Source organism: Rhodoferax sp. GW822-FHT02A01, assembly GCF_038784515.1.
Lineage (GTDB): Bacteria > Pseudomonadota > Gammaproteobacteria > Burkholderiales > Burkholderiaceae_C > Allorhodoferax.
In genome coordinates, this window is sequence record NZ_CP152376.1 from 2,002,115 (window position 1) to 2,018,141 (window position 16,027).

Annotated in this window: 16 protein-coding genes; 12 read left to right on the forward strand and 4 right to left on the reverse strand. The window is 61.9% G+C overall.

The genetic code is table 11. The features are described 5' to 3' along the window. Positions 1 to 94: 94 nt before the first annotated feature. The 3 genes from pyk (at position 95) to AAGF34_RS09440 (ending at position 3,677) form a co-directional block, all read left to right on the forward strand. Positions 95 to 1,528 carry a pyruvate kinase gene (gene pyk, locus AAGF34_RS09430; protein WP_342620358.1) on the forward strand — a complete coding sequence of 478 codons (1,434 nt, stop codon included), beginning with the start codon at positions 95 to 97 and terminating at the stop codon, positions 1,526 to 1,528. Between the two features lie 96 nt (positions 1,529 to 1,624). Then, positions 1,625 to 2,689: a class II fructose-bisphosphate aldolase gene (gene fba, locus AAGF34_RS09435; protein ID WP_342620359.1), complete on the forward strand. Its 1,065-nt coding sequence runs from the start codon at positions 1,625 to 1,627 to the stop codon at positions 2,687 to 2,689. Positions 2,690 to 2,771: 82 nt separating this feature from the next. Next, positions 2,772 to 3,677: a phosphoribosylaminoimidazolesuccinocarboxamide synthase gene (locus AAGF34_RS09440; RefSeq protein ID WP_342620360.1), complete on the forward strand. Its 906-nt coding sequence runs from the start codon at positions 2,772 to 2,774 to the stop codon at positions 3,675 to 3,677. A gap of 76 nt (positions 3,678 to 3,753) precedes the next feature. Here the strand turns inward: AAGF34_RS09440 and AAGF34_RS09445 are convergent, their stop codons facing one another. The 3 genes from AAGF34_RS09445 to trxA form a co-directional block, all read right to left on the reverse strand. Beyond that, complete coding sequence (locus tag AAGF34_RS09445) at positions 3,754 to 4,452, reverse strand: OmpW family outer membrane protein (RefSeq protein WP_342620361.1); 699 nt, start codon at positions 4,450 to 4,452, stop codon at positions 3,754 to 3,756. A gap of 18 nt (positions 4,453 to 4,470) precedes the next feature. Beyond that, on the reverse strand, positions 4,471 to 5,982 hold the full coding sequence (locus AAGF34_RS09450) for an alpha/beta hydrolase (protein WP_342620362.1): 1,512 nt from the start codon (positions 5,980 to 5,982) through the stop codon (positions 4,471 to 4,473). 142 nt (positions 5,983 to 6,124) lie between these two features. Next, on the reverse strand, positions 6,125 to 7,081 hold the full coding sequence (gene trxA / locus AAGF34_RS09455) for a thioredoxin (protein ID WP_342620363.1): 957 nt from the start codon (positions 7,079 to 7,081) through the stop codon (positions 6,125 to 6,127). A gap of 35 nt (positions 7,082 to 7,116) precedes the next feature. On the opposite strand from trxA, the gene purE reads away from it, so the two are divergent. From purE to AAGF34_RS09470, 3 genes are read left to right on the forward strand one after another with little or no spacing between them, the layout of a single operon-like run. Further along, the gene (purE, locus tag AAGF34_RS09460; protein WP_342620364.1) at positions 7,117 to 7,620 is read left to right on the forward strand and encodes a 5-(carboxyamino)imidazole ribonucleotide mutase; all 504 of its coding nucleotides are present in this window, start codon (positions 7,117 to 7,119) and stop codon (positions 7,618 to 7,620) included. Continuing rightward, entirely contained in the window at positions 7,620 to 8,804 is a 1,185-nt protein-coding gene (locus AAGF34_RS09465; RefSeq protein WP_342620365.1) for a 5-(carboxyamino)imidazole ribonucleotide synthase, read from the forward strand. Before purE ends, AAGF34_RS09465 begins: the two co-directional genes overlap by 1 nt. Positions 8,805 to 8,825: 21 nt before the next feature. Then, positions 8,826 to 9,899: an L-threonylcarbamoyladenylate synthase gene (locus AAGF34_RS09470; RefSeq protein ID WP_342620366.1), complete on the forward strand. Its 1,074-nt coding sequence runs from the start codon at positions 8,826 to 8,828 to the stop codon at positions 9,897 to 9,899. A gap of 9 nt (positions 9,900 to 9,908) precedes the next feature. Here the strand turns inward: AAGF34_RS09470 and dacB are convergent, their stop codons facing one another. Next, positions 9,909 to 11,384 (reverse strand): D-alanyl-D-alanine carboxypeptidase/D-alanyl-D-alanine-endopeptidase, encoded by a 1,476-nt coding sequence (dacB, locus tag AAGF34_RS09475; protein WP_342620367.1) that lies wholly within the window; start codon positions 11,382 to 11,384, stop codon positions 9,909 to 9,911. A 54-nt stretch (positions 11,385 to 11,438) separates the two neighbouring features. Here dacB and AAGF34_RS09480 point away from each other — a divergent pair, with 54 nt between their 5' ends. Genes AAGF34_RS09480 through AAGF34_RS09505 form a run of 6 tightly spaced genes read left to right on the forward strand, consistent with a single transcriptional unit; the run spans position 11,439 to position 16,027 of the window. Then, entirely contained in the window at positions 11,439 to 12,458 is a 1,020-nt protein-coding gene (locus AAGF34_RS09480; RefSeq protein ID WP_342620368.1) for a DMT family transporter, read from the forward strand. After that, a complete protein-coding gene (gene tsaB / locus AAGF34_RS09485; protein WP_342620369.1) occupies positions 12,455 to 13,198 on the forward strand; it encodes a tRNA (adenosine(37)-N6)-threonylcarbamoyltransferase complex dimerization subunit type 1 TsaB in 744 nt (247 codons plus the stop codon). Before AAGF34_RS09480 ends, tsaB begins: the two co-directional genes overlap by 4 nt. Then, positions 13,195 to 13,674 (forward strand): ribosomal protein S18-alanine N-acetyltransferase, encoded by a 480-nt coding sequence (rimI, locus tag AAGF34_RS09490; RefSeq protein WP_342620370.1) that lies wholly within the window; start codon positions 13,195 to 13,197, stop codon positions 13,672 to 13,674. Before tsaB ends, rimI begins: the two co-directional genes overlap by 4 nt. Positions 13,675 to 13,689: 15 nt before the next feature. Then, on the forward strand, positions 13,690 to 14,562 hold the full coding sequence (locus AAGF34_RS09495) for a uracil-DNA glycosylase (protein ID WP_342620371.1): 873 nt from the start codon (positions 13,690 to 13,692) through the stop codon (positions 14,560 to 14,562). Next, positions 14,559 to 15,407, forward strand: coding sequence for an orotidine-5'-phosphate decarboxylase (pyrF, locus tag AAGF34_RS09500; RefSeq protein WP_342620372.1), 849 nt, complete (start codon positions 14,559 to 14,561; stop codon positions 15,405 to 15,407). The genes AAGF34_RS09495 and pyrF overlap by 4 nt, the downstream gene beginning before the upstream one ends. Continuing rightward, positions 15,404 to 16,027, forward strand: a complete 624-nt coding sequence (locus AAGF34_RS09505) for a glutathione S-transferase family protein (RefSeq protein ID WP_342620373.1) — start codon at positions 15,404 to 15,406, stop codon at positions 16,025 to 16,027. Before pyrF ends, AAGF34_RS09505 begins: the two co-directional genes overlap by 4 nt.

Below are 16,027 nucleotides of genomic sequence, written 5' to 3' on the forward strand. Positions count from 1 at the left end.
TCGCATGCGTAGGCGCCATCTTGTCGCAGGTTTGTAACTGGAGTGGTGGCCCTTCCGTGTGAGAATGGGCGGATTATTCCAAGGAGACGTTTCCATGCCCCGTCGCGCTACCAAGATTGTTGCCACCCTGGGTCCAGCCTCCAGCGACCCGGCGTTGCTGGAGCAGATGATTCGTGCAGGCGTGAACGTCGTGCGCCTGAATTTCAGTCATGGCAAGGCGCAGGACCATATCGATCGCGCCCGTCTGGTGAGAGAGGCTGCCCATCGTGCCGGCCGTGAAGTCGCCATCATGGCCGACTTGCAGGGCCCCAAGATCCGCGTGGGCAAGTTTGCCGAAGGCAAGGTGTTTCTGGAGCCTGGGCAGAAGTTCATTCTGGACGCGGCCCGCACAGAGCTGGGTGATATTGATGCCGTAGGCCTGGATTACAAGGAACTGCCGCGCGAAGTGAAGGCCGGGGACGTGCTGCTACTCAACGACGGGTTGATCGTGATCACGGTGGATGCGGTCATCGGGGAGCAGGTGCACACCACTGTCAAGCTGGGTGGCGAGCTATCCAACAACAAGGGTATCAACAAGCAAGGCGGTGGCCTGACGGCGCCCGCATTGACGGCCAAGGACATGGACGACATACGCATCGCGATGGGCTTCCAGGCCGACTATGTGGCAGTGAGCTTTCCCAAGAATGCCACCGACATGGAAATGGCGCGCCAGTTGTGCAATGTGGCCGCGCATGAGTTTGGTCACAAGCCGGGGCTGATTGCCAAAATCGAACGGGCCGAGGCTATCCCCAAGCTGCTGGAAATCCTGTTGGCCAGCGATGGCATCATGGTGGCGCGTGGGGACTTGGCCGTAGAAGTGGGCAATGCCATTGTTCCTGGCCTGCAAAAGCGCATGATCAAACTGGCACGCGAACATGACCGCGTGGTCATCACTGCGACCCAGATGATGGAGTCCATGATCACCAACCCGGTCCCGACCCGCGCTGAGGTGAGCGACGTGGCCAATGCAGTGTTGGACGGAACGGACGCCGTGATGCTGTCGGCTGAAACCGCGTCCGGCAAGTACCCGCTGGAAACCATTGTGGAAATGGCCAAGATATGCCATGCCGCCGAAGGCCACGAGGACTTTGAGCTGGAAGCCGACTTCACTGGCAAGAAGTTCAGCCGCATCGACCAAAGTATCGCCATGGGCGCGCTGTTTACCGCCCACCACCTGGGCGCCAAGGCGATTGTGGCCATGACGGACAGTGGCTCTACGCCCTTGTGGATGAGTCGCCATCTGATTCGTGTGCCAATCTATGCCCTGACCTCGAAAGTGGCTACACAGCGCAAAATGGCCTTGTACCGCAACGTGCGTCCGCTCTTCATGGACACCAGCGGCGATCGTGATACGGCCTTGCACCAAGCCGAAAGCCACCTCAAGGCGCGCGGCATTGTGCAAAGCGGCGATGTGTACGCCATCACCTGCGGTGAGCCTATGGGGGAGCCTGGTGGCACCAATATGCTCAAGATTTGTCAGGTGAGCTAAAGCGCCTGCACGGTAGAATCGCCCCCGAGGTACAGGTTACCAAGCGGTTACAGAATGGAGCCGCGGCAGATTTTTTAACTTCCTGGGGATTCACCAATGGCACTCGTTTCCATGCGCGAACTGCTGGACCATGCAGCAGTCAAGGGTTACGGCATTCCGGCCTTCAACGTCAACAATCTGGAGCAGGTGCAGGCCGTGATGGCAGCCGCAGATGCGGTGGGCGCTCCCGTCATTCTTCAGGCCAGTGCAGGTGCACGCAAGTACGCTGGTGAAGCCTTCATCAAGCACCTGATATCTGCCGCCGTGGAGGCCTATCCCCACATTCCCTTGGTGATGCATCAGGATCACGGCCAGAGCCCCGACGTCTGCAAGGGGGCCATCAACCTGGGCTTCAGCTCGGTGATGATGGATGGCAGCCTGGAGGCTGACGGCAAGACCATTGCCAGTTACGAATACAACGTCGACGTCACCCGCAAGGTGGTGGAGATGGCCCACGCCACTGGCGTGACGGTGGAAGGGGAACTGGGTTGCCTGGGTAGCCTGGAAACCATGAAGGGCGACAAGGAAGACGGCCATGGCACCGATGCCACCATGACCAAGGACCAGTTGTTGACCGACCCCGAGCAGGCTGCCGACTTTGTCAAGCGTACCCAGCTGGACGCTCTGGCCATCGCCATCGGCACCAGCCACGGCGCATACAAGTTCACCCGCAAGCCCACAGGGGATATCCTGGCCATCGAGCGGGTCAAGGAGATCAACCGTCGCCTGCCCAACACACACCTGGTGATGCACGGCTCCAGCAGCGTGCCACAGGACCTGCTGGCCATCATCAACCAGTACGGTGGCAAGATCAAGGAAACCTACGGCGTGCCGGTCGAGGAAATCCAGAAGGCCATCCAGTTCGGCGTGCGCAAGATCAACATCGATACCGACATCCGCTTGGCCATGACCGCCGCCGTTCGCAAGTTCCTGTTTGAAAACCCGGAGAAATTTGATGCCCGCGAGTGGCTCAAGCCAGCGCGCGAAGCGGCCATGAAGATTTGCAAGCAGCGCTATATCGAGTTTGGCTGTGAAGGCCAGGCTGCCGGCATCAAGGGCGAGAGCCTGTCGGTGGTGGCGGGCAAATACAGCCGCGGTGAGCTGGCGCAAGTCGTACAGTAAGCACCACAGTCGCGCTTTGCGATAATCGCAGGCTCGCCAAGGCCCTTCGGGTTGTGGCGGGCCTTTTCACTTTCAGGATGCCATGACCGCAGTAGTACATACCTCCGCCCTTTCCCTTCCCTTGCTGGCCCGTGGCAAGGTGCGTGACAATTATGCGGTGGGGGATGACCGCATACTCATGGTAGCCAGCGACCGGCTATCAGCCTTTGATGTGATCATGGGCGAGCCCATTCCAGGCAAGGGCGCTTTGCTGACCCAGATGGCGCTGTTCTGGTTCGAAAAGTTGGGCCCCCACGGCGCCAATATCTGCCCCAACCACCTCACTGGCGATGCACCCGAGAGTGTGGTTCAACCGTCCGAGGTGGCGCAGGTAGCAGGCCGCTCCATGCTGGTCAAGCGCCTCAAGCCCTTGCCGGTAGAGGCGGTGGTGCGCGGCTATCTGGCTGGCAGTGGCTGGAAGGAATACCAGGAAAACGGTGCAGTCTGCGGCGTGAAGTTGCCCGCTGGCCTGAAGAACGCGTCCAAGCTGCCGGAACCGATCTACACACCGGCTGCCAAGGCCGCCGTGGGTGACCATGACGAGAACATCACCTTCGAGAAGACGGTGGAGATGATCGGTCTGGAGCTGGCCACGCAAATCCGCGATATCAGCATCCGTCTGTACAAAGCCGCTTCCGAGATTGCGCTGACCAAAGGCATCATTATTGCCGACACCAAGTTCGAGTTTGGTCTCGACAAGGATGGCATGCTCACGCTGATGGACGAGGTGCTGACGCCAGACTCGTCGCGCTTCTGGCCGCAGGAAAGTTACCAGGAGGGCACCAATCCGCCTAGCTATGACAAGCAGTTCGTGCGCGACTGGCTGGAGCAGGCCAAGGTCGATGGAAAGCCATGGAGCAAGACTCCGCCGGCACCTCGCGTGCCCAATGAGGTGATTGCCAAGACGGCTGCCAAGTACCAGGAAGCGTTGGCGCGATTGACGGGTTGAGCCCTGGATTGAAACAATAAAAGGCATAGCCCAAGAGGGCTATGCCTTTTTGATGGCTGTCAAAAAGTTTAGCGTATCAGAACGCGTAACCTACAGACAATATAAGTACAGACGGGCTGAACTTAATGTCGGTCTTGCGTTCTATGCCGTATGTATTGTTGGTTAGCGTGGATTTCACGTCCGCCGTTGACCATGTCCCAGAGATGGACCATGGGCCATCCAATTTATATGTCGCTCCAACCTGCGCAGCCAAGCCCCATGAATCAGTGAGTTTGTTATTTGTGGTTCCGCCACTCAGTTGGTTGAAAAGCGGTGCAGAGTTGGCTTGGTCAAACATGGTGTAGTTGATGCCAATACCCACAAAAGGTCGGAATTTGTCTGTGGACTCGCCGAACTTGTAGTTGGCAAACAACGTCGGAGCGATCTGGCGCACAGTGCCAATCAACTGCCCTTGTTTGGAAGCAACGCTGGGCGGAAGGTTGGCAGCATTGAGTACCTTCAGCGTCACATCATGTGTGGGTGGCAGGCCCAGTGCCAATTGCAAATCCCAGTTGTCTGTGATGTTGCGTGAAATGCTGAAAAATACCGTATCTTGTGACTTGACGTTCAAGCTCGTCGTATTCGCCGGCAGGAAAGGACCTGATGTTGCACCGGCATTTGCACCCGGGTCTACATTCGCATATCCGATTTGCACGGTGTACTGAGCGAATGCCCCGCTAGTTGATAGGAGTGCACCGGCTGCAATGATGGACAACGGAAAGAATTTGTTTTTCATATCGATTTCTCCGTCAAATTAGAAGTTAGCAAAGTACCCGCTCGCTGCCGCAAGGCAAAACGGGGGAACCAGCGATCCGTGATATGCCTTTACTACTGCAAGCGGGTCAGTAGGAGCAGCCGCTTGTGTCGCTATCTTGGCTTGTTGGAAGCCAGCCTGCAGTGCGGAAATAGTTGCACCGGTAACTTTTGTGACGGTACCTAGACTATTTGTCACCGGATATGTGTTTTCCAAATCGAGAATACTGAGGTATGGATTTGATGCGTGAGTGGCCGCGAAATAATCGGCATTCACGTAAAAGAAGACCGTTGGGTCCTGGGCTCCACCACAGAGCATCATGGGCTTGTCCACGGTCATCGAAAGTACGTCGTTTAACTTCAAGGCTGACCGCAGGGCATTGGTCGGTGTGGCATTGGGGATATCAGTCGCGTATGCGCTCCTTGCGGTATCAGTGATCAGATTTCCGGGGCCCACGCCACCTGCAAACAATTGCGCAAATGCTGCGGGACTAGATGCTGCACCTCCCGAGAACAACGTTGCGGCTGGGACTATGCCGCTGGTTATAAGGGTCGTAGACGTGTAGTTTCCAGGAAAAGCTGCTTCTATGCCTGCAGCATAGGTCGACGAATAATAGTCTGTTGGCGCACTGTATATCGTTCCGTAGGTTTTTTGGTAGCCATTGATGACCATAGGCATCAGGGTCGTACTACCCGCAGGAACTTGGCCAGAAATGATTGCGTCACCATAATTAAGGAGTGAACTTACGGGCTCCAGCGGCGCCGTCGCCGTGACGGTCATATTGAGCGCACGCATGGCCCGCAAAGTCGCCATTGCAACATGTCCGCCCTGCGAGATACCTGTAATGAACAATTTGCCATTGTCGGAAACCGGTGCCAACAAACTTGGAAGCGCGGTTCTTGCAGCCGTCAAGGCATCTATCATGTCCTTGGACTGCTGATCAGCTACCAAGAACGGGTGATAAGGTAGCGGGGAACTGTCATAGCCAGCATAGTTGGGCGCCACCACGATGTAGCCCTTTGCAGCCAGTTGTGACGCGACAAGTGTTTGTTCGCCATGTGCCGGATTGGTGGCGTCAATAAAGTCAGCTAGGTTATAGCGACGCTCTACTGCAGTGCCATGCGCGTGCAACACGATGGGGCGGGCGCCTGAGCAATTGGCACCGGGACCAGTAGGTACCATTAAGGCCGCTGAAGCTTGAGTCGCCTCGCCTTTGCCACCAACGGTTCCATACTTTATGTAATGCACGTCAATGCCGCACGGCAGCGTGCCAGAGGTGGATCCCGTTGCCAGTTGAAGCAAAGTCTGCCCGCTGGCCCCGGCCGCGATCAATTCGCCGGAAAACTCTGCGGCACTAAGCGAGAGTGTGCGCGGTGGCGGGCTTTGTACCAGCGTGCCCCGTCCAGGGTTGTTATTGACCGAGCCAGCATTACCGCCGTCGCCTCCACCACCGCAGGCGGCCACCAAGAGCGCGGCGCCTACTGCGGCCCAGGTTGATTTCGAGAATTTCATTCATCGTCTCCTAAATTGATCTTCTGCAAATAGAACGATCGTGCTATTTCAGGAGCAGATGATCCTATGCTCCCTTCATTTTGAAGAGAGGGTAAACACCAAAGCGGCGACGATTTTTTGAGCTAATTGAGAAAAAGCAAGGTCAATTCAGCGCCATGCTGAGCTTGCGGCGGTAGCTGGACACCATTTGGGCCTGCGGGTCGAGTTCGGTCACGCCCTTGCCAGTGAGCTCGATTCCGCCAGCACTTTTGCCCGCAGTTGCGGGGTCCAGCTTGGGCTTGGGAGGAGTCAGCAACTCCAGAATGGCCACAAAGGTCTTGCGCGGAATCGCATCGTTCCAGGTCTTGTCGCGCATCACGATTTCCAGCAACTCATCCATGGCGGCGGTCCAGTTGCCGCTCACCATCAGCACCCGGGCCTTGGCTAGCCGGGCATCGAAGTCGCGTTTGTTGGCGGCAATCAATGCATCAAATTGCTCGGGCGCCCAGCCGCCGCGCGGGTCATTCTCCACAAACAGGATAGCGTGCAGAAACTGCTCCAGCGCCTCAAACCGGATTTGGCGCGGGATTGCCGCCAGGGCAGGGGCCAGAGCGGCTTCTGCGTCCTGCAGCATATTGCTTTCGATGAGCAGCTTGACGTAGTCGTAGCGGGCGTCGTCATTGCCGGGATCGATGGTCAACGCTTCGTGCAGCTTGTGCAGCGCGGCCTGCGGGTCGCCAGCGGCCAGGAGGGCCTGCGCACTCTCTGCATCTTCCTCGGCCTGCATTTCTTCCGCGGCCGGCACATGCTTGTCCAGAAACGCCTTGAGCTGTCCTTCGGGAATGGCACCCATGAAGCCGTCCACTGGTTTGCCGCCTATCATGAGCACGCAGGTGGGAATGCTGCGGATGCCGAAGGCCTGGCTGAGCTCCTGCTCCTGATCCGAGTCAATCTTCACCAGCTTGAAGCGCCCGTCATAGTCGGCTTCCAGCTTTTCCAGCAAGGGACCGATCACTTTGCAAGGCCCGCACCAGGGCGCCCAGAAGTCCACCAGCACGGGAATCTGGTGGGATGCGGCGACGACTTCGGCTTCGAAGTTTTCAAGGGTGACGTTGATCATGGGTACAGGCTCTGGGTAAAACGTAAAATTCAGGGATGAAAACCATCCAAGTAGGCGTCGTCATGGGTTCCAGCTCCGACTGGGACACCATGCAACATGCAGTGCAGATTCTCCAACAGTTTGGAATCGGCTTTGAAGCGAAGGTGGTTTCCGCCCATCGCATGCCCGATGAAATGTTTGCTTATGCGGAGCAAGCGGCAGGCCGCGGCCTGAAAGCCATCATCGCCGGAGCCGGTGGCGCAGCCCACCTGCCAGGCATGCTGGCGGCCAAAACCACGGTGCCGGTGCTGGGTGTTCCTGTGGCCAGCAAGCATTTGCAAGGCGTCGATTCCCTGCACAGCATCGTGCAGATGCCCAAGGGCATCCCCGTGGCAACCTTTGCCATCGGCAATGCCGGTGCGGCCAATGCGGCGCTGTTTGCGGTGGCGCTGTTGGCCAACTTCGACAGTGATCTGCGTCTGGAGCTCGAAGCCTTCCGCCGCGACCAGACCCAGGCCGCCACCGACATGGTGCTGCCCATCACCGGCAGCGCGGCGTAATGGCGGAGCTGAACCAACTGGGTGGATCGCGGGAAATCACGCTGGGCGTGATGGGCGGTGGGCAACTGGGCCGCATGTTTGTGCACGCGGCGCAGCGCATGGGCTACTTCACTGCGGTGCTGGACCCCGATTCCGTTAGCCCCGCAGGACGGGTCAGCCACCACCATATCCAGACCAGCTACACCGACCCGGCAGGCCTGGCCCGCCTGGCTGAAGTGGCGCATGCCATCACCACCGAATTTGAAAACGTGCCCGCACCGGCCCTGGCCGAACTGGCCAAGAGCCGCCCCGTTGCCCCTGCCGCATCGGCCGTGGCCATTGCCCAGGACCGCGCGGCAGAAAAGACACACTTTGCAAGCTGCGGCGTGCCGTGTGCGCCCTATGCGGTCATTGAAACCGCTGAGCAACTGGCTGCCGTGCAGGACCAACTGCTGCCAGGCATTCTCAAGACAGCACGCCTGGGCTACGACGGCAAAGGCCAGGTGCGGGTTCGCACCCGTGCCGAACTGGCCGAAGCCTGGAGCACCTTGAAGCAGCAGCCTTGCGTGCTGGAAAAGATGCTGCCACTGCAGCTGGAGTGCTCGGTGATCGTGGCGCGCGGCAGCGACGGACAATGTGTCAACCTGCCGGTACAGCGCAATCTGCACCGCAACGGCATTCTGGCCGTGACCGAGGTATATGCCGGCAATATCCCCGTAGCCCTTGCGCAGCGCGCGATCGCTGCTGCGAAATCCATAGCGCAGGGGCTGCAATACGTGGGTGTTCTCTGCGTGGAGTTCTTTGTGCTGGACGAGGCCAGCCCCGAGGGGCAAAGCTTGGGTGGTCTGGTAGTAAACGAGATGGCACCGCGCCCGCACAACAGCGGCCACTACAGCATGGACGCCTGCGATGTCTCCCAGTTCGAGTTGCAGGTGCGCACCCTGGCCGGGCTGCCGCTGGTGCAGCCGCGCCAGCACAGCCCCAGCATCATGCTCAATCTGTTGGGCGACATCTGGCCCGAAGGCGGCGTGCCCGCGTGGGACCAGGTGCTGGCCTTGCCGGGCACGCATTTGCATCTGTATGGCAAGCTCCAGGCCAGCAAGGGCCGCAAGATGGGCCACCTCAACATCACCGGTGCCTCGGTGGAGCAGGTGCGCAACACCGCACTGCAGGCCGCAAGGATTTTGGGCATTGAAGCTTTCTAAGCCAACCAAGAGGCCAACGCCATGATCGTGTCCGCCTATGTGTTTGCCGACGGCGTGGAGCTCGCACCTGATGCCATCGCTGCAGCAGCGCAGGCGATCCGCAAGGGTGGCCTGCTGGGCTTGCCGACCGAGACCGTCTATGGCCTGGGTGCCGATGCCGACAACGGTACGGCGGTGGCGGGCATCTTTGCCGCCAAGGGCCGGCCCAACGACCATCCGCTCATTGTGCATGTGGCTTCCTTTGATGGCGGCATGTCTGGCGTGTCCCACTACGCCGCACGTGTGCCAGCCTTTGCGCAGCAGCTGATGTCGGCCTTCTGGCCGGGCCCGCTGACCCTGATCCTGCCGCGCCGCGACGGCGTGGGCGCTGCGGCTGCGGGCGGGCAGAACACCATTGGCCTGCGCTGCCCAGCGCATCCGGTGGCGCAGGCGGTGCTCTCGGCGCTGCGCCAACCGACCGATGGCGAGCCGGTCGTCTGGGGCATAGCGGCACCCAGTGCCAACCGCTTCGGGCGGGTAAGCCCCACTACGGCGCAACATGTGCTGGACGAGTTTGCCGACAGAACCGACCTGCTGATTCTGGACGGCGGCCCCTGTGACGTGGGCATTGAGTCCACCATCATCGACTGCACCCGCGGCGCCCCGGTGCTGCTGCGCCCCGGCGCCATCACCGCGGACCAGGTGGCCGCAGCCTGTGGTCGCGCCTTGGTTACACCCGAGGAACTGGAGGCCCAAGGTCAGGCAACGCCACGCGCCTCCGGCACACTGGAGTCGCACTATGCACCCAATGCCACCGTGCGTCTGATGGATGCCAAAGCCTTGCAGCAGGCGCTGGACATGCTGGGTACCGACGTGGACAAGACTGCGAAGGGCGGCCCCTCGATTGCGGTCTATTCCCGTACTGCGATGAAGACGGCTGCGCGCCAGATCGAGCAGCGCCGCATGCCTTCCGACCCGGCCGTAGCAGCGCATGAACTGTTCTCGGTGCTGCGTGAGCTCGATGCCTTGCGCGTCAAACTGATCTGGGTGGAAACACCGCCCGCGGGCAGCGCCTGGGACGGGGTGCGGGACCGCCTGCAGCGCGCCGCCGCCTGAGCCACGGACTCAGTTGTCCTTGGCAACCCAGTCCACCAGCGTCTCCATCACCGTGCGCGCGGCGTCCGTGCTGGCATTGGCATGGTTGATCAGCGCCACCAGGATGTAGCGTTTGCCGCTTGCGCCATCCACATAGCCCGCGCGGGCGATCACGTTGCTCAGCGAGCCGGTCTTGAGGTGGGCGCTGGCCATTGCCTTGGACTTGAAGCGCTTGAGAGTCCCGTCCACGCCAGTCAGGGGCAGCGAGCTCATCAGCTCCGGCATGGTGGGTGAGCGGTAGGCCTTCTGCAGCAGCAGTGCCAGACCCTGGGCGCTGATGCGTTCGTTGCGCGACAGGCCGGAGCCGTTGTCCAGCACTGGCACATCCTCCGTGCTGATGCGGTCCTTCCACCAGCGCTGAATCACGGCACGCGAGGCGATGAAGCTGCCGCCGCTCATTCCGCTCGCTGCGTCCGTTGCGGGCGCCGACGCATCCGCTGGAGGCGCCAACACACGCCCCAGGGTCAGAAAGACCTGCTGCGCCATCACGTTGTTGCTGAACTTGTTGATGTCGCGAATGATTTCCGCCAGCGGCGCCGACGTGCTTTCCAGTGTGGGTTTGCCCGCTGCCAATGGGGCGGGAACCGTCCCGTAGCGCACGTTGCCGGTGAGCTTTCCACCCATGTCCAGCCAGAGCCCCTGTACTGCGCGCAAGGCGTAGCTGCGTGGTTCTGCGTAGGCCACCGGCCAGACTTTCTCGCCGCAATCTGCGGCGTAACTGCCCGCAAACCGGATGCGACTGGCGTCGGAGAAGTCCGCCTTGAGCGCTGCGCGGTAATCGCCACACTCCGCGTTGCTCAGAGGTACCGTGTTTTGCGTTAGCACGCCGTACAGCGGGGGATCAAACTGGACCTGGGCGGCATTGCTGCCGCGGTCTGGGGTGAAGGTCATCACCACCGATTTGTAATTGATCAGCAGCGCATCAGGGGAGGCGTTGTAGGGGCGCAGGGGTTCACCGTCAAAGCTGGCCGGGTCGGTGTCGGGAACGTCCAGCGCGCTGCGGTCCAGCACGATGTCCCCCGCAATCTGCCGGATGCCCAAGCCCTGCAGCCTTCGCAGCAGCAGCCAGAGCCGCTCCAGCACCAGCTTGGGATCGCCCTGGCCCTTGATATAGACATTGCCGGTGAGCGTGCCGTCGCGTACTGCACCGTCCACATACACCGGCGTGTTCCAGGCATAGGCCGGCCCCAACAGGTCGAGTGCGGCATAAGTGGTCACCAGCTTCATCACGGACGCTGGATTCATGGGGGCCTGCGCGCGGTGGCTCAGCCGAGGTACCGCATTGCTGCCGTCCGCATCGACGACCAACAGGGCCACTGCATCGCGCGGGATCTTGGCGCGCGCCAGTGCGGCGTCGACTTCCACTGGAATGGCCGCCACGGGCGCGGCCACGGCACCACTGCAAAGAGCGCACAACAGCAGGACACGCAAGATGGAAGGCAGCATGCGTCCATTATCCGGTGCGCCCAGCGGGCATGGACTAGCCGCGATAATCCCTGCATGTCTCTCCCTCCCGCAACTGCAGTGCCTGGCGCCATGCCACGCCTTTCGCCCAAAGTCGTGGGTCTTTTGGCAGCCTTGGTCACGGTGCTGATCTGGACCGGCTTCATCGTGGTGGCGCGTGCCTCGGCCGACCCTTCCCGTGCTCCCACCCTGGGTCCCCTGGACATCGTTTTTGCCCGCTTGCTGGGTGCCGCTGCCATTCTCTTGCCCATGGGCTGGTGGCTGACCCGGGTGCAGCGACTGCGCCAGCAGGAGGCAGGGCAAGTGGCCGATGCTGGCTCGATGTGGGGCTTTTCGCCACTGCCATTGCGCACCACGGTGCTTACCGGTTTGTTTGGTGGCCTGCTGTATGGCGTGCTGGCCTACAGCGGTTTCGTCTATGCCCCCGCAGCGCATGGCTCGGTGCTGCTGCCGGGCAGTTTGCCCCTTTGGACGGCGCTGTTGTCCATTCCCTTGCTTGGGGACCGCATCACCCGTACGCGCGCCCTGGGGCTGCTGTGCATCGTGGCGGGCGACTTGCTGGTGGGTGGGGGCAGTCTGTTGCATGCGCTCAATGGCAGCGGCATCTGGCGCGGTGACTTGTTGTTCATCGCCGCTTCGGTGGCCTGGTCGGTCTACAGCGTGCTGGTGCGCAAGCATGCGCTGCAGGCGGTGTACGCCACCACGGCGATCACGGTGTTTGCCTTCTTTGTGTATGTGCCGCTGTACTGCATCCTTGTCTGGGCCGGTGTGCTGCAAGGCCTGTTCTTCACGGCTCCGCTGCACGACGTGGTGTTGCAGATGCTGATGCAGGGCGTGGGCTCGGTGGTGGTGTCGGGCATTACCTTCAACATGATGATCCGCACCTACGGCCCGGTGCGCTCCACCATGCTGACCGCTGTGGTGCCCGGCTTGTCTGCGCTGTCGGCAGCGGTGCTGCTGGGTGAGCCATTGCCCTGGAACGTGCTGTGCGGCTTGACGCTGGTGACCATGGGCATCGTGTTTGGTGTGCACCAGGCGGGAGCGAAGAAAGCATGAAGCTGCTGGCCTTTGATATCAGTGCCGACCAGATGACCATCGCCGTCTCGCGCGATGACGGCGCTGCCGCAGGCCTGTGGGAACTGCAGGGCGAGGGCGGAGCCAAGGCGTCTGCCGGTCTCATCGCCGGCGTGCTGGACCTGATGCGCCAGGCCGGCCTGGAGCTGCGTGAGCTCGATGCCATCTGCTTTGGCTGCGGACCGGGTTATTTCACTGGTTTGCGTACCGCCTGCGCCGTGGCCCAGGGTCTGGCGTTTGGCGCGGATGTGCCGGTGCTGCCGGTCAACTCGCTGCTGGCCGTGGCCGAAGATGCGCGGCAGCAGTTCGCTGAGGCAGCCGGGACGCTGCGCGTGTACGCCATGCTCGATGCGCGCATGGACGAACTCTACAGCGCCGTCTTTGACTGCACCGGCGGTCTCTGGACGGAAGTGCAGGGTGCGGTGCTGGCGAGTCCTGAGGCTATTGCCATCACCGTGCAAGCCGAAGCCACCACGCTGGTAGCCGGCAATGTGTTTGGCGTGTATGGAGCGCGCCTGCACGGCATCCAGAGCGAGGTGCGCCAGGTGGCGGCTGCGCCCAAGGCCAGCGCCATGCTGCGCCTGGCACCGCAGCTATTGGCAGCGGGCAAGGCCGTGCCCGCCGAGCAGGCCCTGCCCACCTATGTGCGCGACAAGGTGGCGCAGACCACGGCGGAACGTGCCGCCATCAAGGCAGCCCAGGCTGCGGGAGCCCACCCATGAGCGCGCAGTTCGATGGCCGCCGTGAGATGGCAGAGGCGCATTTCGAGCCGTTACTGGCGGACCGTCTGGAAGAGGTGATGCGGGTGGAGCAGCGCGCCTATGCCAGTCCCTGGTCGCGCACCAATTTCCTGGACGCGCTGCACAGCGGCTACCAGGCCCAGATGCTCATGGCCAACGGCTATGTGCTGGGTTATTTTGTGGCCATGAAGGGCGTGGACGAAGTGCACCTGCTCAACATCACCGTGGCACCCGAGTTCCAGGGCCAGGGCTGGTCCCGGGTGATGCTGGATGCGTTGGCGCTCTGGGCACGTGGGCAAGGTGCCGAGTGGCTGTGGCTGGAGGTGCGTGTGGGCAATGTGCGGGCCATCAAGGTCTACGAAGCCCACGGTTACCGCCGCGTCGGTTTGCGCAAGGCCTATTACCCGGCCGGGCACGGCCAGCGCGAAGACGCGATTGTGATGAGCCTGCGCCTGTGAAAGACAAGGAACCCCATGGCTCTTGAACTCGACTCCCGACAGCGTGCCATGCTGCAGGAAATGGGCGTGCACGTCTGGCTGCCCGAAAGCGGTGTGGTGACCTTGCAGGCGCCACAGCCACAGACTGCAGCACCTGTAGTGCAGGCCAGACCTGCGGCACCGGTGCCACCACCCGCTGCGCCTGCTGCACGGGTTGCAGTCGAAGCACCCGTAGCCGCCCCGGTTGCCGCGCCCGTCCAGCCGCTGGGCGACGCCGCCACACTGGATTGGCCGGCGTTGGCCGAGACGGTGCGCAGTTGCCAGGCTTGTGGCTTGTGCGCCGGGCGCCGCCATGCTTCCATCACTCCGGTGTCCGATGCGGCACCCTGCGACTGGATGGTGGTGGGCGATCCGCCCGATGAAGAGGAAGACTATGCTGGCGCACCCTTTGCTGGACAGGACGGCGTGCTGCTGTCGCACATGCTGCGTGCCTTAGGGCTGCAGCGCGCCAACCCCTTGCCCGGGCATGCGGCGGTTGCTCCGGCCCCGGTCGTACAGCGTGCCTATGTCAGCCATGTACTCAAGTGCCGTCCGGCCCACGGCGCCATCCCACAAGCCGGTGATCTGGCGCAGTGCGCCGCCTACCTCCAGCGCGAAATAGCGCTGGTGCAGCCCAAGATGATTCTGGCCATGGGCCGCTTTGCCAACCAGGTGCTGCTGGGCGAAACACCGGCGCAGGCCACCTTGCCGCTGGGCAAGTTGCGCGGCAGCGTGCACCGCTTCCAGGGCATCCCCGTGATCGTGACCTATCACCCCAAGGCGCTAATGCGCAACGGTGCCGACAAGGCCAAGGCCTGGGCCGACCTGTGCCTTGCAGCAGACACTCTCGACCATAAACTCACACCATGACCTTCATCGAACAATTGCGCAATGCCGAACGCGCCAACGGCTCCCTCTTGTGTGTGGGGCTAGACCCGGAGCCGGCCCGCTTCCCCGCCGGCATGGCCGGCGACGCCAGCAAGATCTACGACTTCTGCGCCGCCATCGTGGATGCCACAGCCGACCTGGTGATTGCCTTCAAGCCGCAGATTGCCTACTTTGCTGCCCATGGTGCCGAGGCCCAGCTGGAACGCCTGATGGAACACATGCGCCGCAACGCGCCCCACGTGCCCACCATTCTGGATGCCAAGCGCGGCGACATCGGCAGCACCGCCGAGCAATACGCCAAGGAGGCGTTTGACCGCTACGGCGCAGACTGCGTGACGCTCTCGCCCTTCATGGGTTTTGACTCGGTGCAACCTTATCTCAAGTACCAGGGCAAGGGCGCGTTCCTGCTGTGCCGCACCTCCAACCCCGGTGGCGACGATCTGCAGAACCAGCGCCTAGCCAGCGTAGAGGGGCAACCCCTGCTGTACGAGCACATCGCCCATCTGGCGCAAGGCCCGTGGAACCTAAATGGCCAGCTGGGCCTGGTGGTGGGTGCCACTTACCCAGCCGAGATCGAGCGGGTGCGCAAGGTGGCGCCCACCGTGCCGCTGCTGATCCCCGGCGTGGGTGCACAGGGTGGCGATGCGGTCGCAACCGTCAAGGCGGGCTACCGTGCCAGCAACGGCGAAACCACCGCGCCCATTGTGGTGAATTCTTCACGGGCCGTGCTGTACGCCTCGGGTGGTGCCGATTTCGCGCAGGCCGCACGTGCGGCCGCCACTGCCACGCGCGACCAGTTGCGTGCCGCGCAAAAGGACGCACTGTGATCCTGCACAGCGCCCACCGCGCGCCCAACCCGCGCCGCGTGCTGATGTTCATTGCAGAAAAGGGCATTGCCAACATCGCGGTGCAGAACATCGACCTCAATGCCGGTGCGCACCGCAGCGCGGAGTTTCTGGTCAAGAGCCCGCTGGCTACCGTGCCGGCGCTGGAGCTGGACGATGGCCGCGTGCTCACCGAGACGCGAGCCATCTGTACCTACCTCGAAGGCGTGCAGCCCGAGCCCAATCTGATGGGCGTGGATGCCACCGAGCGCGCGTTCATCGAGATGGCCGACCGGCGCGTGGAAATGAAGCTGATGCTGCAGATTGCCAACGCCATCCGCCATACGCACCCCGGTCTGGCGCCGCTGGAGCAGCCGCAGTTTTCCGACTTCGGCCAATCGCAGGGCGAGAAGATGCGGGCCACGGCGCGCATTTTTGACGACCTGCTGCAACAGCAGGAGTGGATGGCGGGTAGCCGCTTCACCATTGCCGACATCACGGCCTTCTGCGGCCTGGAGTTTGCGCGCGGGCTGCTCAAGTTCGTGCCCAAGGATGCCGGGCTGCATGCGCTGCAGGCCTGGCGTGACAAGGTCGCCGCACGGCCCAGCGCCAAAGCGGTGTGA